Source organism: Geomonas sp. RF6 (assembly GCF_021044625.1).
GTDB lineage: Bacteria > Desulfobacterota > Desulfuromonadia > Geobacterales > Geobacteraceae > RF6.
Map to the genome: position 1 here is coordinate 2789376 of NZ_CP087999.1, position 24957 is coordinate 2814332.

Sequence of the window (24957 nt, forward strand, 5' to 3'; positions counted from 1 at the left end):
GACCGTTTTTCTGCATTAACATGTGACATTTTTCGGGGGAATCTTGCGGCGCAAAATTTTATCAGCAGTGGTGTTCATGCAGCTCGTCGGCCTCTCCTCGCGCGCCATGGCCGAAAACGAAAAGATCACGGCGGTGAAGGTGACCGGCAACAGGCGTATCGAGGCTGCGGCAATCCTGCAGGTGGTGCGCGAGAAGGCGGGTGACCAGCTCGACGTGGAGACGGTTGACGCCGACATCCGCGCCATCTATCGCCTCGGGCACTTCCGAGACGTGAAGGCGGAGGTCGACCGCAGCGACGCAGGGGTGACGCTGAACTACGTCGTGCAGGAAAAACCGGTCGTGCGCGGCATCCGCATCGAGGGGGCGAAGGAGCTCAGCACCGAGAAGGTGCGCGACGCCCTGGAGATAAAGGCCAACACCATCTTCAGCCAGAAGGATCTCACCAAGAGCATCCAGAAGGTGAAGAAGCTGTACATGGACGAGGGGTACTACCTCGCCGAGATAAACGCCGTGCAGGAGAAGCGCTCCGAAACGGAGCTCGACCTCGTCTTCAAGATCACGGAAGGGCAGAAGATCCTCATCACGAAGATCGAATTCGAGGGTAACAAGGCCTTTCCGGCAAAGAAGCTCAAAAAGACGATGGAGACCTCGGAGAAGTGGTTCCTCTCCTGGCTCACCAGCGCCGGCACCTACAAAGAGGAGCAGCTGAAAAACGACGCCGCGCTGATCTCCGACCTGTACCTCAACAACGGCTTCGTGAACGTGAAGGTCGGGGAGCCGAAGGTGGAACTCCTCCCGGACAAGAGCGGGCTCAAGGTCACCATCGGCATCACCGAGGGTGAGCGGTACCGGATCGGTGCCATCGATTTCGGCGGCGACGTCACCGACCGGAAAGAACTGGAAAAAGTCGTCACCGAAAAGCCCGGGCAAGTCTTCAGCCGCGCCAACCTCCGCACCGACATCTTCGCCCTTACCGACGTCTATGCCGACAAGGGGTTCGCCTTCGCCAACGTCTCCCCCGCGACGAAGCTGAACCCGGAGAAGCACACCATCGACATCACCTTCGAGATGGAGAAGGGTGAGAAAGTGTACATCGACCGGATCAACGTCACCGGCAACAGCAAGACCCGCGACAAGGTAGTCCGTCGCGAGATGAAGCTTGCCGAAGGGGACCTGTACAGCTCCAGCGCCCTGAAGCGCAGCAAGCAGAGCCTCATGAACCTCGGATTCTTCGAGGAGGCGAACATCGCCAACGCCCGCGGCAGCGCGGACAACAAGCTCGACCTGAACGTGGACGTGAAGGAGAAGGCCACCGGCACCTTCAGCATCGGCGCGGGGTACAGCTCGCTCGACGGCCTCATCGGCCAGGGCTCCGTCTCCCAGGCGAACTTCCTCGGCCTCGGGCTGAAGGCTACACTCGCCGGCTCCATCGGCTCGAAGTCCCAGACGTACAACGTGGGGCTTACCGACCCGTACTTCCTCGATACGAAGTGGACCCTCGGCGGCGACATCTACCGCACCGAGCGCGACTACCTCGACTACACCCGGCGTGCCACCGGTGCCGACATCAAGGCGGGGTACCCGCTGAGCGATACCCTGAGCACCTTCTGGATGTACAAGTACGAGAAGAAGGACATCTTCGACCTCTCGCAGCCGCTTCAGGACAACATCACCCGTGGCGTCATCGAGCAGTTCGAGACCTCCGGCAGCACGAGCTCCATCACGGCGAGTCTCACCAGCAACACGACCGACTACCATGTCGATCCCTCGCGCGGGTGGGTGAACAGCCTGAACATCGAGGTCGCGGGGCTTGGCGGCTCCAGCCGCTTTGCGCGCTATGTGACCGACAACACCCTCTTCTTCCCCGTCGGTTTTGGCACCGTTGGCTCTATCAAGACGAGCCTCGGCTACATCCAGGGGATCGGGAAGGACGTGCCGATCGACGAGCGCTTCTACCTCGGCGGCATCAGCACCCTGCGCGGCTACGAGTCGAGAACGGTCTGTCCTGTCCGCCCCGGCGGCGTCCCTGGCGAGGACGTTGACGCGAGGAACAGGGTCAGCGACACGAAGGTGTACCTCGGCGCCAATGCCGAGGCGGTGGTGAACCTGGAGTGGCAGTTCCCTCTTCTGAAGGAGGCGAACCTGAAGGGGGTCGTCTTCATGGACGCCGGCAACGCGGACAACACCATCAACGCTGTGTTCTCCAAGTTCCTCATGAGCTACGGCTTCGGCATCCGCTGGTTCTCCCCGGTCGGTCCGCTGCGCCTCGAGTACGGCATTCCCATCAACCCGCGCCCCGGGATCGACAAGACCTCCGGGCGGCTGGAATTCTCCATCGGAAACTTCTTCTAATAAGGCAGGTTAAAGGAGCAGATCATGAAAAGATTCATCATCGCGGCATTCCTCCTACTCTCTCTCCCGTTCGCTGCAGTTGCGGCTGACGGCTCGAAGTTCGGGTCCGTGGACGTGCAGAAGGTACTCCTTTCCTCCGACGCCGGGAAGGAAGCAAAGGACCAGCTGAGCGCCCGCGCCGGGAAGCTGGAGGCGGACAAGGGTGCCAAGGAAGAGGAGCTCAAGAAGCTGAAGGCCGAGCTGGAGAAGCAGGGGAGCGTCCTTTCCGAGAGCGCCCGCGCCAACAAGGAAAGGGATTACCAGCAGCGCCTGAAAGAGTACCAGCGTTTCCTGAAGGACGCGCAGGAAGAGCTGCAGGCGAAAAACGACGAGTTCACCGGGAAGCTGGTGGAAGAGATCGTGAAGATCACCCAGGAGTACGGCCGCAGGAACGGCTACACCGCCATCTTCGTGAAGAACGAGATGATGGTGTACCTCGACGAGAAGGCGGACGTCACCGACGAGGTGCTGAAGGCTTTCAACGCGGCGCGCAAGAAGTAAGACCGTCGGATCCGCCCGAAGAGGTAGTGAGGGCATTTTCAACCACGCTGTGAGGTGAGGCATGATGCAAAAGACGTTGAAAGAGATAGCGGAGTACCTGGGGGGGACCGTCACCGGTGACCCCGAAACCCTCATTGCAGGGCTCGCGACCCTCGACGACGCAGGGGAAGGGCAGGTCACCTTCCTCGCGAACCCGAAGTACGCCAGCAAGGTGGCGACGACCCGCGCCTCCGCGGTCATCCTCCCCCCCGGAGCGGATAACTGCGGCCGCAACGCCGTGACTGTGGCAAACCCGTACCTCGCCTTCGCGAAACTCCTCACCCTCTTTTACGTCCGCCCCGCCGAGCCGCGCGGCGTGATGCCCGGGGCCTTCGTGGCCGAAGGGGTCACCTGCGGCGAAGGGGTCACCGTCTATCCCGGGGCCAGCGTGGCAGCCGGAGTCGTCCTCGGCGCGCGGGTGACGCTCTACCCGGGGGTGGCACTCTACCCCGGTGTGCGGATCGGCGACGACGTCACGCTGCACTCCAACGTCAGCGTCAGGGAAGGGTGCCGCATCGGCAACCGGGTCACCATCCACAACGGCACGGTCATCGGCAGCGACGGCTTCGGCTACGCGCCGGACGGCCCCTCCTGGTACAAGATTCCCCAGATCGGGATCGTCGTGGTGGAGGACGACGTGGAGATCGGCGCAAACTGCACCATCGACCGCGCCGCCCTGGAGGTGACCCGCATCGGCCGCGGCACGAAGCTCGACAACCTCGTGCAGATCGCCCACAACGTCATCACCGGTGAGAACTGCATGATCGTCTCCCAGGTCGGGATCTCCGGGAGCACGAAGCTCGGCAACCACGTCGTCCTCGGCGGCCAGGTCGGCCTTGCCGGCCACATCCAGGTCGGCGACAACACCATGGTCGGCGCGCAGTCCGGCGTCCCGGGGAATGTCCCGGCGAACCAGGTGGTGAGCGGCAGCCCCGCCATCCCGCACCGCGAGTGGCTGAAGGCCTCCGGGATCTTCCCGAAGCTGCCGGAGTACCGCAAGACCCTCGGGGCGCTGGAGAAGAGGGTGCAGGAGCTCGAGGCGAAGCTCGCGGAGAAGGGGTAGGGGCGCAGCTCCACGGCCCCGGCGCCACATCGCCATTGAAGATTTGATTGTATTTTTATACAGGAGGCCTGCATGCTGGACGTAACCGAAATCGCGCGCATACTCCCTCACCGCTATCCCTTCCTGCTGGTGGACAGGGTTCTCGAGGTGGAGGACGGCAAGAGGATTGTCGCGCTGAAGAATGTGACCATAAACGAGCCCTTTTTTCAGGGGCACTTCCCCGGGCACCCGGTCATGCCGGGGGTCCTGATCATTGAGGCGATGGCCCAGGTAGCGGCGATCATGGCGTACCTCGCCTCCGGGGAAGAGGCGAACAACAAGGTGAGCTACTTCATGGCCATCGAGAACGCCCGCTTCCGCAAGCCGGTGAAGCCGGGTGACCAGCTGCGCATCGTGGTGGAGACGATCTTCCACAAGCGCGGCATCTGGAGTGTCGCAGGAAAGACGTACGTCGGAGAGACCCTCGTCACCGAAGCCGAGCTGAAGGCGACGTTGGCGGACAAGTAGGGGGGCCGGAGGCGGGAGAATAACCTCCGTCGCCGCACCACCTGCACAAAAAGATCAGCCTTTGCCGGGAAGGGAAGAAACCTTCGCCGTGAGGCTGCTTCTGGAGAAAATATGATTCACAGCACCGCAATCATCAACCCCGGTGCCCAGGTCGCGGACGGAGTCGAGATCGGCCCGTATGCGGTCATAGGCCCGCACGTGAAGATCGGCAGGGGGACGAAGATCGGTCCCCATGCGGTCATCGACGGCTGGACCGAGATCGGGGAGAACAATACCATCTTCCATATGGCTTCCGTGGGAGCCGTCCCGCAGGACCTGAAGTACCAGGGGGAGGAGACCTACCTGAAGATCGGCAACGGCAACACCATCAGGGAGTTTGCCAGCCTGCATCTCGGCACGGTCACCGGCGACGGCGAGACGACCGTCGGCGACGGCAACCTCTTCATGGCCTACTCCCATGTCGCTCACGACTGCCACATCGGAAACGGCGTGGTGATGGCCAATGCAGCCACCCTTGCCGGACACGTCACCGTGGAGGATCACGCCATCCTCGGCGGGCTCTGCGCGATCCTCCAGTTCACGAGGATCGGCGCGCACGTCATGATCGGCGGCGCCACCTCCATCACCCTCGACGTACCGCCGTACACCATCGTCACCGGCGACCGCAGGGAAGCGCGCCTGCGCGGCCTCAACCTGGTCGGGCTGAAGCGGCGCGGCTTCAGCGACGAGACCATTTCCGAGTTGAAGAAGGCGTACAAGATCCTGTCGCTCTCCGGGCTGAAGCTCGCCGAAGCGGTGGAGCGCATCAAGACCGAAGTCCCCCAATCCCCCGAGGTCGTCCACTTCATCTCCTTCATCGAAAGCTCCAAGAGGGGGATCTGCCGCTAGGCGGACCCCTCCTCCACCCCATCCCACCCTGCCTCTCCCTTGCGAGGAGTTGAGGCTCGCCCTGCCCCCCCTTCGAGGGGAGGCGCGGCGGGTGGGTGAAGCCGTCCGCAACCCCGTCCCCCCCTCCCCGGTCCCCCGACTTCCCTTCCGGGGAGCGCGCGGGAAGGGGAGTGCCGGCGCAGGCTGTGGCGGCCATTTCGGAGGCCTGTTGCAAAGGAAGTCAGCATCAGTGATGATCGTCGCCGGAGAGGCCTCCGGGGACATGTACGGCGCGGAACTCGCCACCCGCATCCTCGACGCCGCTCCCGGCACCGCCATCTGCGGGATGGGGGGGGACCGGATGCGCGAGGCCGGCGTGGAGACCCTCGTCGACGCCAACACCATGGCGGTCATGGGGCTCGTGGAGGTGCTGGCGCACTTCCCGGTCATCTACCGCGGCTTCAAGCTCCTGCAGCGCAGGCTCGAGAAGGATCCGCCCCGGCTTCTCGTCCTCATCGACTACCCCGACTTCAACCTGCGCCTCGCGAAGGTGGCGAAAAGGGCGGGGGTGAAGGTCCTCTACTTCGTGAGCCCCCAGGTGTGGGCCTGGAGAAGCGGGCGCGTCAAAGGGATCGGCAAGGTCGTGGACCGGATGGCGGTCCTTTTTCCTTTCGAGGTCCCCTACTACGAGAGGGAATCGATCCCGGTGAGCTTCGTCGGGCACCCGCTGGTGGACATGGTGCACCGCACCCTCTCCCGCGAGGACGCGGTCGCCTCTCTCGGGCTCGAGAGGGGGAAGCCGACGGTGGGGCTTTTCCCCGGCAGCCGCAGGAGCGAGATCGAGATGCTTCTTCCCGCGATCCTCGAGTCGGCGCGTCTCATCAGGGAGAAGATCCCCGAGGTGCAGTTCGTCCTGCCTCTCGCCTCTTCGCTTCGCCCCGAGCACCTGGCGCCGTACCTCGACCCCTTCCCGCTGGAGATAAAGGTCGTCCCCGGGCGCAACCACGACGTCATGTCCGCCTGCGACGCGGTGATCTCTGTTTCCGGAACTGTGACGATGGAACTTGCCCTCATCGGCACGCCGATGGTAATCATCTACAAGGTCTCCCCTCTGACCTATGAAATCGGGAAGAGGGTGATCAAGGTGGACCACATCGGCATCTGCAACATCGTGGCGGGGGAGCGGGTCGTGAAGGAGCTGATCCAGCACGACGCGGAGCCTGCGGCGATCAGCGCGGAGATAGAGAAGATCATCAAAGATGAGGCTTATGCAGAGAAGATCCGCGCGGGGCTTGCCACCGTGCGGGAGAAGCTGGGGAGCGGCGGCGCGCTCTCACGCCTGGCGGAACTCGCCCTGGAGATGAAAGACTAGATGAACGAATTCAAGCGTTTGCTCAAATACAGCCGCCCCTACTGGTGGCGGATCATGATCGCGGCGTTCGCGTCGATAGCGGTCGGCTCCATGGACGGCGCCTTCGCCTACCTCGTGGAACCGGTCCTCAAGAAGATCTTTTCCGGAAAGGACATGCTGATCTTCACCCTTTTGCCGCTGGGGATCATCGGGCTCTTCCTGGTGAAGGGGATATGCCGCTTCACCAACGACTACTTTATCCGCACCGCCGGGCAGCTCGCGGTGCAGGACGTCAGAAACGATATCTACCAGCGCAACATGCGGCTCGGGCTCGGTTTCTTCGGCCGCAGCACCACCGGCGTCCTCATGTCCCGCATCACCAACGACGTCACCATCATGCAGGAAGGGGTGGCGAACATCATCACCGGGCTCTTCCGTGACGGCTTCTCGGCGGTCTCCCTTTTGAGCGTCATCTTCTACCGCAACTGGAAGCTCGCCTTCATCACCTTCGTGGTGATCCCCCTGACCGTGTACCCGGCGCAGAGGATCGGCAAGAAGATCAAGAGCCTCTCCAAGATGGGGCAGGGGAAGATGGGGGACATCACCTCGATCCTGCAGGAGAGCTTCTCGGGGATCAAGGTCATCAAGGCCTTCGGGCTGGAGGACCGGGAGGTGGAAAAGTTCTTCCGGACCAATCGCGAGTTCTACTTCTACATCCGCAAGAGCATCAAGTACGACGGGATCTCCACACCGATCATGGAGCTCATCACCTCGCTTGGCATCGCCGCCGTCATCTGGGTCGGCGGGATGAGCGTCATGAAAGGGCACATGTCCCCGTCGGAGCTATTCTCCTTCATCGCCGCGATGGTGCTGGTGTACACCCCGATAAAGAGGCTCATCAACTCCTACAACATCCTGCAGCGCTCCGTCGGCGCGGCGGAGCGGGTCTTCGAGATCATCGACGAGCAGCCGGAGATCGTAGACATGCCGGGGGCTGTGGAGCTGCCGCGGGTATCGGGAGAGGTGGAGCTCAAAGACGTCACCTTCCGCTACGAGGACGACTACGTGCTGCGCAATGTGAACCTCTCCGCGCACAAAGGTGAGGTCGTGGCTCTGGTGGGACCGTCCGGCGGCGGGAAGACGACCCTGGTATCGCTCATCAGCCGCTTCTACGACCCGACCGAGGGTGCGGTCCTCATCGACGGCAAGGATATCCGCACGGTGACTCTGAAGAGCCTCATGAACCAGATCGCGCTGGTGGACCAGGAAACGATCCTCTTCAACGACACCATCGCTAACAACATCCGCTACGGAAAGACCGACGCCACCGATGCCGAGGTGGAGCGCGCGGCGCGCGCGGCCTACGCGCACGACTTCATCAAGGACCTCCCCGAGGGGTACCAGACGGGGATCGGTGACCGCGGCGTGCGCCTCTCCGGCGGCCAGCGCCAGAGGATCTGCATCGCGAGAGCCATCCTGAAAGACGCGCCGATCCTCATCCTCGACGAGGCGACGAGCGCACTGGACACCGAGAGCGAGCAGATGGTGCAGCGAGCGCTGAACAACCTGATGCAGAACCGCACCACCTTTGTCATCGCCCACCGCCTCTCCACCATCACCCATGCCGACCGCATCGTCGTCCTGGAGAAGGGGGAGATCGTTGAGAGCGGGACTCACGCGGCGCTCCTGGGGGCCGGTGGTGTGTACAGCAAGCTGCACGGCATGCAGTTCAGGGATCTGGCGATCGCGGCGGCCGGCGCCGCGTAGGACGAGGAGAGGCACGTGCTCAAAAAGCTGCGCTGGCATCTGGAGACGTGGGGCTTTCTGGCAGTCTCCTTTGCAGTGGCCCTCCTCCCGGACAGAGCCGCTCTGGCAGCCGGAACCCGGCTGGGGCGGCTCTTCTTTCTCCTGCTGCGCCGCCGCAGGGAGATAGCGGTCGCCAACATCGAGGAGTCCCTCCCCTATCTGCGTCTCCAGCCCGGGTGGGGTGGGGGCACCCCCCTCGATATCGCACGGGCCGTTTTCGAGAACCTCGGTCGCTCCGTCGTCGAAGACTGCAAGATTTACCACGGCCGCGGCAAGTCTCTCATCGACGCAGTGGAATTCCGCGGCATCGAGCATTTCGAGCAGGCAAAGGCCCGCGGCAAGGGGATTGCCTTCGTCACGGGGCACTGCGGCAACTGGGAGCTCATGGCCCTCTCCTTCGGGGCGCGCTACGAGAGCCTGTCTGTTGTGGCGCGAGAGCAGGACAACCCCTATCTCAACGCGGTGCTGGAGAGGATCCGTCACGGGTACGGCAACGCCCTCATCTACCGGGAAGGGGCGCTGCGCGCCATGTACGCGAGCTTCAGGAAAAACGGGATAGTGGGGCTCCTCATCGACCAGGCGGTGCACCCGAACGACGGCGTGCTTGTGGACTTTCTCGGCCGGCCCGCCTGGACCACGAACCTCCTCCCCCTTCTGGCGCGCAAGACGAAGGTGCCGATGATACCGATCTTCATCCATCGGGAGGGGGGACGCCACGTCGTGACGGCGTACCCGGAGATCGTTCCCTCCACCGACGACCCGGACGGCTCCATCGACACCGCCCGCCTTACCGCCTGTATCGAGCGGTACGTGGTGGAGCATCCGGCGGAGTGGTACTGGATCCACAAGAGGTGGAAGAGGACGTAGCGGGAAACGGTGGATCTTACCTTGCGACGGCGGTGCAGCCATGATTTCTATTGTCTACAACCTCTTGCTCTTTATCTCCCTGCCGCTGGTGGTGGCCTATCACTGCTACCGCTCCCTCAGCAGGGGGCGCCGCAGTGCCCTGCTGGAGCGCTTCGGCAGGATTTCTCCCGCCGACCTCGCAACGCTGCAGGGGAGCGGGTGCATCCTCGTTCACGCCGTCTCCGTCGGCGAGACGAATGCGGCGATCCCCCTCCTCAAGGGTCTGCGCCGGCGCTTTCCGGGGAAGAAAATCGTCCTCTCCAACGTCACCGAGACCGGGCGCAGCGTTGCGCTGAAAAGCGGGCTCGCCGATCTGTGCATCTACTTTCCCTTTGATTACCCCTTTGCCGTCCGTTCCGTCCTCGGAGCGCTGAACCCCTCGGTTGTGATCATCATGGAGACGGAGATCTGGCCGAACTTCATCGGCGCCGCCCGCTCCATGGGGATCCCCGTCGTCCTCGCCAACGGCCGCATCTCGGACCGCTCCCTCTCCCGCTACCTCAAGTTTTCCTGGTTCTTCCGCCCGGTACTGCAGCAGCTCTCCGCCCTGTGCATGCAGAGCTCCGACGACGCCTCCCGCATCGTTGCCATAGGCGCGAATAACCAAGCGGTACGCGCCGCGGGGAATCTGAAGTACGACAGGCCGCTGCATCCGAGAGATCCTGAGCGCGTTAACTCCCTGAAGGAGAAATACGGTATCCCTGCCGACTGCATCGTCTTCACCGCCGCGAGCACCCATGAGGGGGAAGAGGCGCAGGTCGTGGAGGCGTACCAGGGTGCGCTGAAGACGGGGAGGAAGTGCTTCATGATCCTCGCTCCCCGCCACCCGGAACGTGCGGCCGGTGTGGCGCAGCTTCTTTCCGGCGCCGGGCTCCCCTTCGTGCTGCGCAGCGCGCTGGGGGAGGGCGCGGCGCTCCCGGGAGAGGGAGGGGTGCTTCTGCTCGATACGGTCGGCGAACTCGCTTCCCTCTATGAGGCATCCGATCTCGTCTTCGTGGGGGGGAGCCTCGTGCCGACCGGGGGGCACAACCCGCTGGAGCCCGCTTCCTGCTCCGTTTCGGTGCTCTTTGGTCCGCACATGGAGAACTTCCGCGAGATCGCCGCCCTTTTCCTGAAGTACCAGGCGGCAAGGCAGGTGCCGGATGTCGCGGCGCTGAAGGAAGCGCTGGAGGAGTTGCTCGACGATCCCGGGACGCGAAGGGAGATGGGTGAGGCGGGGGGAAGGGTGCTGATCGACAACGCGGGCGCCACCGAGCGCCACCTCGATGTGGTGGAAAGCTTCATTCGTCGCTGAACGATGAGAGGGCGGTGTGGCGCCCGCAGCAGCGGTGCACGTTTAAACCAGGGGAAGCATGGCTGAGCTGGAGAGATTTTTTCAGGATATGGTGAGCGGAAAGGAGACGGGGCTGGCGGCCCGGGCGCTTCTGGCCTTTCTGAAGGGAGCCTCCTTTCCGTACGCCGCGGTTTTGCGCCTGCGCGCCGCAGCCTACCAGCACGGACTCCTGCGTTCCCACCGGCTGCCGGTGCCGGTGATCTCCGTCGGCAATATCGTCCTCGGAGGAACGGGGAAGACGCCGGTGACGATGCAGGTGGCGCGGCACTTCCTGGAGCGGGGACGGCGCGTCTGCGTCCTTTCCCGAGGGTACGGCGGCTCGTCGAAGGGGAAGATCTCCCTTGTCTCCGACGGCTCCCGCATTTTTCTCGGCGCGTCAGAGGCGGGGGACGAGCCGTACCTCCTTGCGAGCAAGGTTCCCGGGCTGATGGTGGTGATCGGGGGGGACCGCTACCGCGCGGGGCTCTTCGCCATGGAAAAGCTCAATCCCGACCTCTTCATCCTGGACGACGGCTTTCAGCACCTGCGGCTGAAACGCGACCTCAACATTCTTCTTCTCGATGCCGCGCGCCCCTTCTCCAACGGCTGTACCGTGCCGGGAGGGTTCCTGAGGGAGCCGGCGGGAGCTGCGCAGCGGGCGGATCTCGTCCTCTACACCAGGGCGGCGCAGCGAGGGGCTCCGCACCTCTTCCCCGGGAAGCCGAGCTTTTGGGCGCGCCATGCTCTCGGTGGCATGGTCCCGCTCGGTGGAAAAGTCGCGGAAGGCTTTGAGCCCGCACGGGGGAAAAAAGTGGCCGCCTTCTCCGGAATCGCCAACCCCGACGCCTTTTTCGAGCTCCTGCAGGGAAGCGGCATCACCCCCGCCGCGACCCTCGCCTTTCCCGATCATGCCCGGTACGGGGAAGGGGAGGTTGCCGCTATCCGGAAGATGAAGGAGGAGAGCGGCGCCTCGATTCTCGTAACCACCGAGAAGGATGCGGTGAAGCTCGCTCCCTATCGGGAGGAACTGGCGCCGTGCTACGCGGCGCAGCTCGAGATCGAATGCATCGACGATGCCCATTTTCGGGACACATTGGAAAAAATGCTTTAATACAGCGTTGCTCTGTGGCAGAATACGACGTCTTGCCGCCTCCCCTCCGTTCATCGGGATTCCGGGGGGAGCGTCGGTACATTGCCACGAAGCACTGCAGAAGGCCTAACGTTCCCCCCTTTGCGAAGGAGTGGCAGGGGGGATTTGATCTTCAAGTCTCCTCCAGAACTACAGCTCGTTTAACAGTACATTTCGGTCGTCGAACCGCAGTGCTGCGGCAGTCTAAAGATCAACGACATAGAACCGCACCAGTTGCATGCAAACTGGAGTTAAAGAAATTGCTTGAGACCACAGCAGTTGCGCACTTTGCAGGAGGGTACTGGCCAAGCCAAATCCCCCCTGTCCCCCCTTCGCAAAGGGGGGGACGCAAGGCCTCGGGCGGCCCTTCATTGGAACATACTACGGCTTCCCCGGAATTCTCGGATGAGCCTTTGCGAAGGGGTGGCAGGGGGGATTTGATCTTCAAGTCTCCTCCAGAACCACAGCCCGTTTAACAGTACATCTGGGCCGTCGAACCGCAGTGCTGCGGCAGTCTAAAGATCAACGACACAGGGTTCAAACTGTAATACAGAAAATTGCTTTACCGCTAACCGCCTGTCATCTGCTCGCGCACTTTGCGCGGGCGGCCCATAGCCAAATCCCCCCTGTCCCCCCTTCGCAAAGGGGGGAACGCGAGGCGTCGTGTGGCGCTTCGTTGAAACGTACTACGGCTTCTCCGGAATTCCCGGGATGAGCCTATCGACAAGAGCAGGGTTGGGGCAGCGGCGCGAACTAAGAAGGAAGGTTTCACGAATGGGCAAGACCCTGGACAAGGGGAAGATAAACCGCATCGTTGTACGCGTCACCAACTGGATCGGGGACGCGGTCATGAACACTCCGGCTCTGGCAGCGATCCGCCACACCTTCCCAAATGCTCATATAGCCGTTCTCGCCAACCCCCTGATAGCCGAGCTTTTCTCTCCTCACGACTGGGTGGACGAAGTCATCGTCTACGACAAGAAGGGGCGCCACGCCGGTTTTGGTGGGAAGCTGAAACTCGCGCGGGAGCTGCGGGCGCAGCGCTTCGATCTGGCGATACTGCTGCAGAACGCCTTCGACGCCGCGCTGGTCGCCTGGCTTGCGGGGATCCCGCGCCGCATGGGGAACACGAGCGACGGCCGCGGCTTTCTGCTGACCCACGGCTTTGACCACCGGCCGCTGGGGGAGAGCCTGCACCACGTGGACAACTATCTCACCATGCTCGGCGCATTCGGGATCACGGGGACGGAGAGACGCCAGCTTCTTTGCGTGAGCGAAGAGGAAAAGGGACGGGCCGACCAGTTGTTGAAGGGCGCGGGGATCGGGCCGGACGACTTCGTTATCGGGATCAATCCCGGAGCCGCCTACGGCTCTGCGAAGCGGTGGTATCCGGAGCGCTTTGCGGAGGTAGCGGGGATACTGGCGCAGAGGTGGCAGGCAAAGCTGATAGTCCTGGGCGGGCCCGGCGAGGTGGCTATAGCCGCCGACATCGAGAAAGCTCTCGGCGGAGCGTGTCTGAACGTGGCGGGAAAGACGAAGGTGCGGGAGCTTTTGCCCCTCATCAAGCGGTGCAACTTCTTCATCACCAATGACTCCGGTCCGATGCACATAGCCGCCGCCTTCGGCACACCGCTGGTGGCGATCTTCGGCTCCACCGACCATCGCACCACCTATCCTTTTTCAGACAACAGCGTCGTGGTGCGGAAAGACACCGAGTGTGCCCCGTGCCTGCTGCGCGAGTGCCCGACCGATCACCGCTGCATGACCGCAGTAACCGCCGACGATGTCGTCGCAGCGGCGGAGAAGCTTAGAAACAAGTAGCTTTATCCGCAGATTACGCAGATTTACGCAGATTAAAGAACCCAAAACTTTCGTTTTGTTTTTACCCCGAGTTCTTTAGGCAGAGTTTTCGTCTTTAGTTTTTAAAATCTGCGTGAATCTGCGTAATCTGCGGACGAAAATGTTTTTTGCGTAATCTGCGGACCAGATGTCTTTCGAGATTTTTATGCGCGTTCTCATAGTTAAAGCTTCCGCCCTGGGCGATATCATCAACTCCCTCCCGGTTCTCGATTTCCTGAAGCAGGCGTGCGCCGGGATAGAGATCGACTGGGTGGTCGAGGAGCCTTTCCGCCAGATCCTGGAGGGGAACCCGCTCTTGAGCCAACTGCATACGGTGCGCACGAAGGTCTGGCGCAAGCGTCCCTTTGCCGCTGAGACCCGCGCCGAGATCGCCGCCCTGAAGGAGACGCTCCGGGAGCGCAAGTACGACCTCGTCTTCGACATCCAGGGGAACCTGAAGAGCGGGCTGATCTGCTGGCTCGCCGGCGAGGTGGACCGTATCGGCTTTGCAAAGGAAGACCTGCAGGAGAGGATCAACCTCCTCTTCACCACGCGCCAGGTCCCTCTCCGGCGCCAGGACTACCACGTCACGGAAAAGTACCTGCGGGTGGTGAGCGTCCCCTTTGCGAAGGACTTCCGGGAGATGACCCTCTCCTCCTCCATCGCGACCTCGCCGGAGGAGGACAGCAACGCCGAGGCGCTTCTGGCGACCATGTCCGACGGCCTCGTCTTCCTCTTTCACTACGGCACGACCTGGCAGACGAAGTTCTGGAGCGAGGCGAGCTGGATAAAGCTCGGGAAGGAAGTGCTGGGGGAGTTCCCGCAGTCCTCCATCCTCTTTTCCTGGGGAAACGAGATGGAGCGGGAAGCGGTGACGAGGATCGCCACCGGGATCGGCCGCGGAGCGCGGGTGCTGGAGCGCTACTCCCTGAAGGGGCTGACGGCGCTCATGAAGAAGGTCGACCTGGTAGTCGGCGGGGACACCGGACCGATTCATCTGGCAGCCGCCGTCGGCACGCCTACCGTATCGTTCTACCGTGCGAGTGACGGCAAGGCGAGCGGGCCGCGCGGAGAGAATCACGTGGTGATCCAGTCCCCGATTCATTGCACCAAGTGCTTCCGTACCCGCTGCGACAAGGATGCCCACTGCCGCGACACCATAAAGGTAGAGGCTGTGCTGGCGGGGATCGTGAAACTGCTGCGGCAGGGGTAACGGCTTAAAGGCTTCTGTCCGCAGATTACGCAGATTCACGCAGATTTTCAAAAGCAAAAACAGAAAAGCTTTTTGGGTTTTAATCTGCGCTAATCTGCGTAATCTGCGGACGAAACGCTTTGAGGTGTTTTTGAAGATTACTGCGACCATAATTGCTCTCAACGAGGAGGCCAACATCGGCTCTTGCCTCGCGAGCCTCGATTTCGCCGACGAAATCGTCGTGGTCGACTCCGGCAGCACCGACCGCACCGAGGAGATCTGCCGCGCTCACCCGCGCGTCCGCTTCGTGCGCCACTCCTGGGAGGGGTACGGCAGGCAGAAGAACGTCGCCGCCACCCTCGCTTCCCACGACTGGATCTTCAACATCGACGCCGATGAGCGGGTCTCCCCGAGGCTGAAGGAGTCGATCCTCTCGGCAACGCTCGGCGACGTCCCCTGCTACAAGGTGGCGCGGGAAAACTACTTCGGCGAACGCTGGATCAGGCGCTGCGGCTGGTACCCCGACTACAACATGCGCCTCTACGACAGACGCCGCTCTTCCTTCAGCGAGCGCAGCGTCCACGAGTCGCTGGTGACGGAAGGACCGGTAGAAATCCTCTCCGGGAACCTGGTGCACATGACCTATTCCGGCATATCCGACTACCTGCTGCGCATGGACAAGTATTCGACCCTCGCGGCAAACGAGCTGGTAAAAGCAGGGAAGAAGCCGGGGGTACTGCACCTTGTGGGAAAGCCCCTCTTCACCTTCTTGAAGATGTACCTCCTCAAACTCGGCTTTCTGGAAGGGTACACAGGCTTTCTCCTCTCCATGCTCTATTCCCACTACACCTTTTACAAGTACGGCAAGGCCATCGAACTGAACAAATCGGAGAAAGTGTGTGGATAAGGCCGGCATATCCAGGATCCTGGTGATCAAGTTGCGCAACATTGGGGATGTGCTGCTCTGCGCCCCCCTTTTCGACAACCTCAAGGCCGCCTTTCCGGGAGCAAAAATCAGCGCGCTGGTAAACGCGGGGACCGAGGCCATGCTGGAGGGGCACCCGGCGGTGCACCAGGTAATCGTCTACAACCGCAACATCAAGAAGAACTCCTTCCTTAAGCGCCTTCGGGAAGAGGCTGCTTTCTACCGCCGCCTGCGCGCCGAGCGCTTCGACATGGTGCTGAACCTCACCGAGGGGGACCGCGGGGCGATCGTGTCGCTGGTGAGCGGCGCCCGCGTCCGTGCTGGGGTCGACCCGATGAGCCAGGGGATGGTGGGAAAAAGGTTGATCTACACAGAGCTCGTGCCGCGCCCTGGCGCTGAGTACCACGCGGTCGAGAAGAACCTGCAGGCTCTCTCGGCCCTCGGCCTCACCGCGGAGAAGCGCGCCGTCTCCTTTTACTTTTCCCCCGCCGATGGTGAGAACGTGGCCCGCCGCCTCGCCGCCGTCTCCCTCCCCGAGAAGGGATTTTTTCACGCCCATGTCACCTCGCGCTGGATGTTCAAGGCTCTCCCCCCTTCAAAGGTCGCCTTCCTCATCGATGAGATATCCCGTCTCTCCGGTCTCCCCTCGGTCCTTACCTGCGCGCCGGAAGTGAAGGAGCTCTCGTACCTGGCGGGGCTCCTTCCCCTTCTCTCCACCCCGCACCACGACCTCAGCGGCGCCCTCAGCCTGAAGGAGCTTGGTGCCCTGAGCGCCGCCGCCCGCTTCTTCGTCGGCGTTGATTCCGCCCCGATGCACATGGCGGCCGCCCTCGATGTCCCGGTGCTCGGGATCTTCGGCCCGACTTCCGTGCCGGAGTGGGGGCCTTGGGACAACTCCATGGGGAGGAACCCGTACCACGCGCCGAACGGGGTGCAGCGCGCCAGCCGCCATACCGTCCTGCAGGCGGAGCGCGCGTGCGTGCCGTGCCGCAGGGACGGCTGCAACGGGAGCAAGGTGAGCGACTGCCTGAACTTCAGCGACGCCGAGCTGCGCGAGACGGCGCGGTCCTTCCTCTCGACGGTGCCTGCATGACGAAGCTCCTTATGCTGTACCAGGACCCTCGACTCCCTTCCAGCAGGGTCCGGGTCCTGAACCTCGCGGCAGAACTCGCCTCCCACGGGTTTCAGGTGGAAAACGCTGCGTACCCCCGCACCGCGAAGGAGAGGGCGCGGCTCTTCACCACCCTGCCCCAGTACGACGTCGTATTCCTCCAGAAGAAGCTTTTGAGGTCTTGGGAGTTCGCCCTCCTGCGCCACCTCTCCCGCAAGCTCGTCTTCGACTTCGACGACGCGATCTATATGCGGGACGACAGCCATGCCGACCCGATCAGCAGGACTCGGGAGCGCCGCTTCAACCGGACCGTGCGCCACGCGGATCTGGTGGTGGCGGGGAACCCAACCCTTGCGGCCGTCGCCTCCCATTTCGGCCGGCGCGTTGCGGTGGTCCCTTCCGCGGTCCCCGTTGCCGGAGTCCCGGTGAAGGAGTGGGGGGGGACGGGGCACCCGCGCGTTATCGGGTGGGTCGGAGGAGGAGGGAACCTGCACCACCTCGCCATGATATCCCCCGCGCTGCAGGAGGTCGCCAGCGAGTTCGACCTCGAACTGCGGGTCCTGTCCAACAGGGAGTTCGCGATTGAGGGGGTCACCGTGCGAAACGTGCCGTGGAGCCTGGAGACGCAGGAAGCGGAGATTGCCAAGTTCGACATCGGGGTCATGCCGATGCCGATGAACCGCTGGACCGAGGGGAAGTGCAGCTACAAGCTCCTGCAGTACATGGCGGCGGGGGTCCCGGCGGTGGCGACCGACTGGGGTTTCAACCGCAGCGTCATTGCGCACGGGAGCAACGGCTTCCTCGCAGCAAATGGTGAAGCGTTCGCCGGGCCCCTTAGGCGCCTCTTGCAGGACGCCGCGCTCTGCACAGGAATCGGCGGCCGCGGCCGCCTCCTTGTGGAGCGGGAATTTTCCCTCCAGGCGGTGGGAGAGAAGCTCGCGGCTGCGCTACGAGAGATACTGTAGCCCCCGCGTGCGTGGGAAAGAAAAGAGCAAAGGACTTAGCATGAAGACGATCTGTTTCTATCTGCCGCAGTTCCACCCGACGTCGGAAAACGACGAGTGGTGGGGGAAGGGCTTTACCGAGTGGACCAACGTCACGAAGGCGAAGCCGCGGTTCAAGGGGCACCACCAGCCGCAGCTTCCGGCCGACCTCGGCTTCTACGACCTGCGCCTGGAGGAGACCCGGCTTGCACAGGCTGAGCTCGCCAAGAGCTACGGCATCTCCGGCTTTTGCTACTACCACTACTGGTTCAATGGAAAGCGCGTCTTGCAGCGTCCCTTCGACGAGGTGCTCTCCAGCGGCAGGCCCGAATTCCCCTTTTGCCTTTGCTGGGCGAACGAATCGTGGACCCGCAATTGGACAGGGCTGAACAAGCACGTCCTCCTGGAGCAGACCCACAGCGAGGAGGACGACCTCGCCCACCTCGAGTGGCTGTTGCAGGTCTTCAAGGACAAGCGCTACATCACGGTGCACAAAAAGCCCCTCCTCCTGATCTACCGTGTCGACCTGATACCGCACGTAGCCAGGATGATCGAGATGTGGCGCCGCGGCGCGAAGAAGCATGGATTCCCCGACCTCTACCTGGTGGCGGTGAAGAACAACTTCGTGAAGAACTCCTTCCGCGACCTCACCGACCTCGGCTTCGACGGCGTCGTGGAGTTTCAACCAAACGGCGCGTACTTCCCGCACCGCAGCCCGGTGCAGAAGATCGTGAACAAGGTGAAGCGGAAGACGAACGCCCTGGTAGGGCGACTTTCCGGGAACCCCCTCCGGCAGCCCCTCTACGTGAGCGACGTGTACGACTACCGGAAGTACGTGGCGAAGGCGGTGCGCGGGCTCGCTCGGGAGGGGAAGGTCTTCCCGACTGTCATCCCGGGGTGGGACAACAGCGCCAGGAGAAGGGACGGCGCCCGCATCCTGCAAAACGACGACGCCGCTCTCTATGGTGAGTGGCTGAAGGAGGCGCTGGCCAGCACGAAGCGCTTCCACCCGGAGGAGCAGCTCGTCTTCATAAACGCCTGGAACGAGTGGGCCGAAGGGTGCAAGCTCGAGCCGGATGCCCGCAACGGCCGGAAGTTTCTGGAGGCGACGCGGGAGGCGGTCAGCGAGGTGTCCACGGCATGACCCGCGCCCGCTACAACATCCTGCACACCGAATGGTCCGACGGGTGGGGAGGGCAGGAGCAGCGCATCATCCTCGAATGTCTCAAGATGCGGGAGCTTGGGCACCAGGTGGTGATCGCCTGCCAGCCCGGCAGCGGAATCCTGAAGAAGGCGCGGGAGTTGGAGCTCCCGGTGGAAGAGGTGGTGATGCGCGGGAGCATCGATCCCCTCGCGGTGCTCTCTCTGGCGCGGGTAATAAGGAAGCACCGCATCAACGTGGTGAGCACCCACAGCGGCAAGGACAGCTGGTCCGCTGGGTTTGCCGCAAAAGTGTGCGGAGTTGACCTCCTGGTGCGCACGCGGCACCTCTCCATGCCGGTTTCCAACAACCCCTTCAACTTCGTGTACCGCATGGCGGACGGGATCGTCACCACGGGCGAGGCGATCAGGAACACCATGATCGCCGACAACGGGATCGACCCGGGGCGCATCATCTCCATCGCCACCGGAGTATCTCTTGACCGCTTCTCGGCGGCGGGGCTCCAGGGGGTGGGGGGGAAGGAACAACTCGGTATTCCGGCGCGGTGCCGGGTGGTGACGATGGTGGCGGTGCTGCGTGGCATGAAGCGGCACGACCTGCTGGTGGAGGCGGCTCGGCTGCTGCGCCCCTCCTTTCCCGACCTGCGCTTCCTCGTCGTAGGGGAGGGGCCGGGGCGCGGCTGGGTAGAGGGGCTGATTCGGGAGGCGGGGGTGGAGGATCTCTTCATCCTCACAGGGTATCGCAGCGACGTCCCGGAACTCCTCTCTATCTCCGACATAGCGGTCCTCACTTCCGATAAGTTCGAGGGGGTGCCGCAGTCGATAAGCCAGGCGATGGCGATGGGGCGCCCTGTCGTGGCAGCGCCGGTGGGGAGCATACCGGAGCTCGTGGTGGACGGCGTCACCGGGATCATGGCGGAGACCGGCAATGCCGCATCCTTTGCCAGTGGCATCGGGGCGCTCCTTCGCGATGACGAGCTGCGCCGGAAGATGGGGAAGGCCGCGCAGGCGCATATCATGAGCGGCTACACCGACGACATCATGGCGCAGAAAACGGTGGAGTTTTACGAGTATCTCCTGGAGCGGAAGGGGAAGCGCTGAAGCATGTGGAGATGTAGGTGAAAATTGCCCTGATCAGGCAGAAATATACCCCCTTCGGCGGCGCCGAGCGGTACATGGCGCGCCTCGTGGATGGTCTGTGCGCCGCGGGGCACGAGGTGCACGTCCTCGCCGCGAAGTGGGAGGCGGGGGGCTCGGCGGCGGTGACGGTGCATCGGGTCCCCGTGGTGAAGTTTCCGGGATGGCTGAAGGCGCTCACCTTTTCCCTCGGGTGCCGCAGGATCATCGATCGCGAGCGCTTCGACGTGGTGTTCAGCCTGGAGCGCACCCTGCGCCAGGATGTGTACCGTGCGGGGGACGGGTGTCACCGGATGTGGCTGCGCCAGAAAAACCTCGACCGCGGCGTGTGGGGGTGGCTTGGCACCTATCTGAACCCGTTCCAGCTCACCTACCTGCGCCTGGAGCGCAAGCTCTTCACCGATCCCCGGCTGCGCGCCATCATCGCCAATTCGCATATCGGCAAGGAGGAGATCGTCTCCCTCTACGGCGTCCCCCCGGAGAAGATCCACGTGGTCTACAACGGGATAGATGGAGCCGCCTTCCCCCTTTCGGAGCGGGAAACTTTGCGGCAGCGGCTTGCGGAGGAATACGGGCTGCGCGACGAGGTGCGCATCCTCTACGTCGGCTCCGGATTCAGCCGCAAAGGGGTCCCAGCTCTCGTGGAGGCTGCGGCGAAGCTGGACTTCCCCTTCAAGATCTTCGTGGTGGGGAAGGGGCACACTGCAAAGCTTAAGCGGCGCGCCCAGAGCCTGGGGATTGCCGAGCGGGTGGTTTTCACCGGTCCGGTGCGCGATCCCGAGCGTTTTTACCTCGGATGCGACCTCTTCGTCTTTCCGACCCGCTACGACCCCTTCAGCAACGCGACGCTGGAGGCGATGGTGTGCGGTCTTCCTGTGGTAACGACGCCTCACAACGGCGTCTCCGAGCTCATCCGCGACGGTGAGGAGGGAGTCGTGGTCCGGGATCCGCTCGATGCGGAGGAACTTGCCTCGGCGATCCGCCGCCTCGCCGACCGTGAGACCCGCAGGCGCATGTCCGCTGCCGCCGCGCGCACTGCTGCCGCGCTGACCATGCAGGAGAACACCCGGCAGACTCTGGCGGTGATCGAGAAGGTCATGCCGCATTGCACGGCCGGGGGTGCAGGAAGAAAGTGATGCAGTTTGAGGAAAGGTCAGAAGATGTTATGAGTGCAAGAGAGCGTATCGTATCGGTGGTGGGGTTGGGGTACGTGGGACTTCCTGTGGCGGTGGCGTTCGGCAAGGTGCGCAGGACCGTCGGCTTCGACATCAACGCCGCACGCATCGCGGAGCTGAAAGCCGGCAAGGATCGCACCGCGGAGGTGACGGCGGACGACCTCGCCGCGGCGGATATCCTCTTCACCGACAGTGTCGAGGACCTGCGCGCCGCGGATTTCCACATCGTCGCTGTCCCTACTCCGGTGGACAGTGCGAACCAGCCGGATCTGACCCCGGTGCTGCGCGCGTCGCGCACGGTCGGGAAGGCGCTGAAGCCGGGGGCGATTGTGGTGTACGAGTCCACCGTCTACCCCGGTGTCACCGAAGAGGAGTGCGTGCCGATCCTGGAGCAGGAGTCGGGGCTTCTGTGCGGCAGGGACTTCACCGTCGGCTACAGCCCCGAGCGCATCAACCCGGGGGACAAGGAGCACACCTTCACGAAGATCAAGAAGGTCGTCGCGGGGCAGGATGCCGCCACCCTCGAGATCGTCGCGTCGGTGTACGAGTCGGTCGTGACCGCGGGGGTGCACCGCGCCTCCAGCATAAAGGTCGCCGAGGCGGCCAAGGTCATCGAAAATACCCAGCGAGATATAAACATCGCCTTCATGAACGAGCTTTCCCTCATCTTCGACCGGATGGGTATCGACACGGCAGAGGTGCTCGAGGCCGCCGGGACGAAGTGGAACTTCCTGAGATTCACCCCCGGACTGGTCGGGGGGCACTGCATCGGAGTGGACCCGTACTACCTGACCCACAAGGCGGAGAAGCTGGGATACCACCCGCAGGTCATCCTGGCGGGGAGGCGGATCAACGACGGAATGGGGCGCTTCATCGCCCAGCGCACCATCAAGGAGATGATCCGTGGGGGGCGCAGCGTCGTCGGCGCCACTGTGACGGTCCTCGGGCTCACCTTCAAGGAGGACTGCCCGGACATCCGCAACTCCAAGGTGGTGGATATCATCGCCGAGCTGAATGACTACGGCCTGCGGGTGCAGGTTCACGACCCGCTCGCCGACCGTGCAGAAGCGCTCCACGAGTACGGCGTGGAGCTCACTCCACTGGACCGTCTCGAACCTGCCGCAGCGCTCATCGTCGGCGTTGCCCACAAGGAGTACCGGGCCCTCGCTCCGTCCGACCTGTGCGCGCTGGCGGAGGAGGGTGCTGTTCTGGCGGACGTCAAAGGTATTTTCGACCCTTCTCTCCTTGCCGATGCAGGGCTGGCGGTGTGGCGGCTGTAGTGAAAGGATTTGACGGAATGCGTACTGTGAATAACCGTCCGGGTGAGGAGGCTTGCTCTTGAGGATCGCCATAGTCAGGCTCACCTCCCTCGGTGACATAATTTTCTGCATGGCCGCCTTGCAGTTCATCAAGCGCCACCTCCCGGAGAGCTCCATCACCTGGTTTGCCGATGCGAAGTTCGCCGACATCCTCGATCACAACCCCGACCTCGACGCGGTGGTGAAGGTGAAGCTCAAGGGGCTGAAGAAGAATCTTTCCCTCGAAAAGGTGAGGGGGGAGTACCGTCGCGTCGTCGAAGCGGGAAAGTTCGATGTCGCCATCGATCTGCACGGCATGCTAAAATCGGCGGTCATCGCCAGGAAGGCGGGGGAGGTCCGTTGCGGCTTCCACCGCACCGTGGCAAAGGAGCCGCTGGCGACCTTCTTGTACGACAGGACCTTCGCGCCGCCGATGTCGATAACTCCGGTCGCCCGCTATACGACTCTCGCGGCGCAGTCGCTGGGGATTCCCTTTGCGGAGGAGGAGCTTCTGAAGAAGTCTCCCTACCTCTTCCATGGCGCGGGGGACGCCGAGGCGTCCGCGGGATTTTTCCAGGGGGAGGGGAAGAACGTGCTCCTCGTTCCGGGGACGAGCCTCGGGCTGAAGAATTACCCGGCCGACAGGTTCGCCTCGATCTGCAACCGGCTGCAGGCGAACATCCTCATCTGTCACGGAGGGGATCAGGAGCTGGAAACGGCGCGCTACATCGAGAAGCGCTGCCCCTCGGCCCGGATACTCCCCCGGCTGAACCTGAACCAGCTGAAGGCGGCGGTAAGCCGCGCCGATCTCGTCATCGGCGGCGACACGGGACCGACCCACATCGCGTGGGCCAATAACGTGCCGGTCATCGCCCTCTTTGGTCCGACACCGGTGTGCACCTACCCGTCGGAGATCAGCAGGATCGTCGTGCCGCCGCGAGGGATCGGGCGCCCCATGCAGGAGATCGAGGAAGAGACGATCGTGAGGCACGCCGAAGAATTGCTCCAGCAGCAGACTCGGACGCAGCGAGAAGGCTGAGGGAGAAGGGAGAGGTCACTGCGCGTGTCATTCCATTCCCCCATTTACCAATAGAGGAGGCAACCCGTGGCAAAAATCCTGGTGACCGGCGCGGCCGGCTTTATCGGTTTTCACCTGAGCAAGAGGCTGCTCGACAGCGGCGTCGAGGTGGTTGGCCTCGACAACATGAACGACTACTACGATGTGACGCTGAAGCAGGCGCGACTGAAGCAGCTGGAGGGGCGGCCCGGGTTCCGCCTCGTGACGATGGATCTCGCCGACCGTGAGGGGATCGCCCGCCTCTTCGAGGCGGAGCAGTTCGAGCGGGTGGTGAACCTCGCCGCACAGGCCGGGGTGCGCTACTCCCTCGTCAATCCGTACGCCTACATCGACAGCAATATCCAGGGGTTCATCAACATTCTCGAGGGGTGCCGCCACAACGGGGTGAAGCACCTCGTCTACGCTTCCTCCAGCTCCGTCTACGGCGCGAACACCGCGATGCCCTTCTCGGTGCACGACAACGTCGACCACCCGGTCTCCCTGTACGCCGCGACGAAGAAGGCGAACGAGCTCATGGCGCACACCTATTCGAGCCTGTACAACCTCCCCACCACGGGGCTTCGCTTCTTCACCGTGTACGGACCGTGGGGGAGGCCGGACATGGCGCTCTTTCTCTTCACGAAAGCGATTCTTGAGGGGAAGCCGATCGACGTCTTCAACTTCGGGAAGATGCGCCGGGACTTCACCTTCATCGACGACATCGTGGAAGGGGTGCTGCGGGTGACCGCGAAGATCCCGGAGCCGAATGCGGCCTGGAGCGGCGACAACCCGGACCCCGGGACGAGTTACGCTCCGTACCGGATCTACAACATCGGTAACCACAACCCGGTCGAGCTCATGCACTTCATCGAGGTGCTGGAAAAGGCGCTCGGAAAGACCGCCCAGAAGAACCTCCTGCCGATCCAGGCGGGGGACGTCCCCGCGACGTACGCGAACGTGGACGACCTGATGGCGGACGTCGGCTTCAAGCCCGCCACCTCCATCGAGGAAGGGATCGGCCGCTTCGTGGGCTGGTACCGGGAGTATTACGGGGTGTAGCGGCCGCCGCCGGACCCCATCCCCACCCTGTCCCTCCCCTTGAAAGGGAGGGGACGCGGTGCGAACGGCTCAATGTAGGCCGGAATAAGCGCAGCGTTTCCGGCAGATGTAACGTTTCCGGCAGATGTACAAGATATATTCAAACAG

21 protein-coding genes are annotated in these 24957 nt (G+C 63.1%); all 21 read left to right on the forward strand.

Annotated features, from left to right (window positions below):
- Window positions 1-76: 76 nt before the first annotated feature.
- On the forward strand, window positions 77-2353 hold the full coding sequence (gene bamA, locus LPW11_RS11980; RefSeq protein ID WP_230994120.1) for an outer membrane protein assembly factor BamA: 2277 nt from the start codon (window positions 77-79) through the stop codon (window positions 2351-2353).
- 24 nt (window positions 2354-2377) lie between these two features.
- The gene (locus LPW11_RS11985) at window positions 2378-2893 is read left to right on the forward strand and encodes an OmpH family outer membrane protein (RefSeq protein WP_230994121.1); all 516 of its coding nucleotides are present in this window, start codon (window positions 2378-2380) and stop codon (window positions 2891-2893) included.
- 64 nt (window positions 2894-2957) lie between these two features.
- On the forward strand, window positions 2958-3995 hold the full coding sequence (lpxD, locus tag LPW11_RS11990) for a UDP-3-O-(3-hydroxymyristoyl)glucosamine N-acyltransferase (RefSeq protein WP_230994122.1): 1038 nt from the start codon (window positions 2958-2960) through the stop codon (window positions 3993-3995).
- A 72-nt stretch (window positions 3996-4067) separates the two neighbouring features.
- On the forward strand, window positions 4068-4502 hold the full coding sequence (fabZ, locus tag LPW11_RS11995; RefSeq protein ID WP_230994123.1) for a 3-hydroxyacyl-ACP dehydratase FabZ: 435 nt from the start codon (window positions 4068-4070) through the stop codon (window positions 4500-4502).
- A gap of 111 nt (window positions 4503-4613) precedes the next feature.
- Window positions 4614-5390, forward strand: a complete 777-nt coding sequence (gene lpxA / locus LPW11_RS12000; protein ID WP_230994124.1) for an acyl-ACP--UDP-N-acetylglucosamine O-acyltransferase — start codon at window positions 4614-4616, stop codon at window positions 5388-5390.
- A 205-nt stretch (window positions 5391-5595) separates the two neighbouring features.
- Window positions 5596-6741, forward strand: coding sequence for a lipid-A-disaccharide synthase (lpxB, locus tag LPW11_RS12005; RefSeq protein WP_442899823.1), 1146 nt, complete (start codon window positions 5596-5598; stop codon window positions 6739-6741).
- Window positions 6742-8487, forward strand: a complete 1746-nt coding sequence (gene msbA / locus LPW11_RS12010; RefSeq protein WP_230994125.1) for a lipid A export permease/ATP-binding protein MsbA — start codon at window positions 6742-6744, stop codon at window positions 8485-8487.
- A 15-nt stretch (window positions 8488-8502) separates the two neighbouring features.
- Window positions 8503-9393: a lysophospholipid acyltransferase family protein gene (locus LPW11_RS12015; RefSeq protein ID WP_230994126.1), complete on the forward strand. Its 891-nt coding sequence runs from the start codon at window positions 8503-8505 to the stop codon at window positions 9391-9393.
- Between the two features lie 40 nt (window positions 9394-9433).
- Entirely contained in the window at window positions 9434-10726 is a 1293-nt protein-coding gene (locus LPW11_RS12020) for a 3-deoxy-D-manno-octulosonic acid transferase (RefSeq protein WP_230994127.1), read from the forward strand.
- Window positions 10727-10784: 58 nt separating this feature from the next.
- Window positions 10785-11855, forward strand: coding sequence for a tetraacyldisaccharide 4'-kinase (lpxK, locus tag LPW11_RS12025; protein ID WP_230994128.1), 1071 nt, complete (start codon window positions 10785-10787; stop codon window positions 11853-11855).
- A 792-nt stretch (window positions 11856-12647) separates the two neighbouring features.
- Window positions 12648-13694, forward strand: coding sequence for a lipopolysaccharide heptosyltransferase II (gene waaF / locus LPW11_RS12030; RefSeq protein WP_230994129.1), 1047 nt, complete (start codon window positions 12648-12650; stop codon window positions 13692-13694).
- 184 nt (window positions 13695-13878) lie between these two features.
- Complete coding sequence (gene waaC, locus LPW11_RS12035; protein ID WP_230994130.1) at window positions 13879-14925, forward strand: lipopolysaccharide heptosyltransferase I; 1047 nt, start codon at window positions 13879-13881, stop codon at window positions 14923-14925.
- A 130-nt stretch (window positions 14926-15055) separates the two neighbouring features.
- Window positions 15056-15811, forward strand: a complete 756-nt coding sequence (locus tag LPW11_RS12040; protein ID WP_230994131.1) for a glycosyltransferase family 2 protein — start codon at window positions 15056-15058, stop codon at window positions 15809-15811.
- Window positions 15804-16922 carry a putative lipopolysaccharide heptosyltransferase III gene (gene rfaQ, locus LPW11_RS12045; RefSeq protein ID WP_230994132.1) on the forward strand — a complete coding sequence of 373 codons (1119 nt, stop codon included), beginning with the start codon at window positions 15804-15806 and terminating at the stop codon, window positions 16920-16922. Before LPW11_RS12040 ends, rfaQ begins: the two co-directional genes overlap by 8 nt.
- Entirely contained in the window at window positions 16919-17905 is a 987-nt protein-coding gene (locus LPW11_RS12050; RefSeq protein WP_230994133.1) for a glycosyltransferase family 4 protein, read from the forward strand. Before rfaQ ends, LPW11_RS12050 begins: the two co-directional genes overlap by 4 nt.
- Window positions 17906-17945: 40 nt before the next feature.
- Window positions 17946-19067, forward strand: a complete 1122-nt coding sequence (locus LPW11_RS12055) for a glycosyltransferase WbsX family protein (RefSeq protein ID WP_230994134.1) — start codon at window positions 17946-17948, stop codon at window positions 19065-19067.
- Window positions 19064-20185 carry a glycosyltransferase gene (locus LPW11_RS12060; protein WP_230994135.1) on the forward strand — a complete coding sequence of 374 codons (1122 nt, stop codon included), beginning with the start codon at window positions 19064-19066 and terminating at the stop codon, window positions 20183-20185. Before LPW11_RS12055 ends, LPW11_RS12060 begins: the two co-directional genes overlap by 4 nt.
- A 17-nt stretch (window positions 20186-20202) precedes the next feature.
- A complete protein-coding gene (locus tag LPW11_RS12065) occupies window positions 20203-21357 on the forward strand; it encodes a glycosyltransferase family 4 protein (RefSeq protein ID WP_230994136.1) in 1155 nt (384 codons plus the stop codon).
- 29 nt (window positions 21358-21386) lie between these two features.
- A complete protein-coding gene (locus LPW11_RS12070; protein ID WP_230994137.1) occupies window positions 21387-22676 on the forward strand; it encodes a nucleotide sugar dehydrogenase in 1290 nt (429 codons plus the stop codon).
- Between the two features lie 58 nt (window positions 22677-22734).
- Window positions 22735-23733, forward strand: a complete 999-nt coding sequence (waaC, locus tag LPW11_RS12075) for a lipopolysaccharide heptosyltransferase I (RefSeq protein ID WP_230994138.1) — start codon at window positions 22735-22737, stop codon at window positions 23731-23733.
- A 66-nt stretch (window positions 23734-23799) separates the two neighbouring features.
- A complete protein-coding gene (locus LPW11_RS12080; RefSeq protein WP_230994139.1) occupies window positions 23800-24810 on the forward strand; it encodes an NAD-dependent epimerase in 1011 nt (336 codons plus the stop codon).
- Window positions 24811-24957 lie beyond the last annotated feature (147 nt).

Coding starts and splice junctions, on each gene's coding strand:
- lpxD (WP_230994122.1), top strand. CDS start 2,958: ATGCAAAAGACGTTGAAAGAGATAGCGGAGTACCTGGGGGGGACCGTC.
- LPW11_RS12060 (WP_230994135.1), top strand. CDS start 19,064: ATGACCCGCGCCCGCTACAACATCCTGCACACCGAATGGTCCGACGGG.
- LPW11_RS12070 (WP_230994137.1), top strand. CDS start 21,387: ATGAGTGCAAGAGAGCGTATCGTATCGGTGGTGGGGTTGGGGTACGTG.
- fabZ (WP_230994123.1), top strand. CDS start 4,068: ATGCTGGACGTAACCGAAATCGCGCGCATACTCCCTCACCGCTATCCC.
- waaF (WP_230994129.1), top strand. CDS start 12,648: ATGGGCAAGACCCTGGACAAGGGGAAGATAAACCGCATCGTTGTACGC.
- msbA (WP_230994125.1), top strand. CDS start 6,742: ATGAACGAATTCAAGCGTTTGCTCAAATACAGCCGCCCCTACTGGTGG.
- LPW11_RS12055 (WP_230994134.1), top strand. CDS start 17,946: ATGAAGACGATCTGTTTCTATCTGCCGCAGTTCCACCCGACGTCGGAA.
- lpxA (WP_230994124.1), top strand. CDS start 4,614: ATGATTCACAGCACCGCAATCATCAACCCCGGTGCCCAGGTCGCGGAC.
- lpxK (WP_230994128.1), top strand. CDS start 10,785: ATGGCTGAGCTGGAGAGATTTTTTCAGGATATGGTGAGCGGAAAGGAG.
- LPW11_RS12050 (WP_230994133.1), top strand. CDS start 16,919: ATGACGAAGCTCCTTATGCTGTACCAGGACCCTCGACTCCCTTCCAGC.
- LPW11_RS11985 (WP_230994121.1), top strand. CDS start 2,378: ATGAAAAGATTCATCATCGCGGCATTCCTCCTACTCTCTCTCCCGTTC.
- bamA (WP_230994120.1), top strand. CDS start 77: ATGCAGCTCGTCGGCCTCTCCTCGCGCGCCATGGCCGAAAACGAAAAG.
- waaC (WP_230994130.1), top strand. CDS start 13,879: ATGCGCGTTCTCATAGTTAAAGCTTCCGCCCTGGGCGATATCATCAAC.
- LPW11_RS12020 (WP_230994127.1), top strand. CDS start 9,434: ATGATTTCTATTGTCTACAACCTCTTGCTCTTTATCTCCCTGCCGCTG.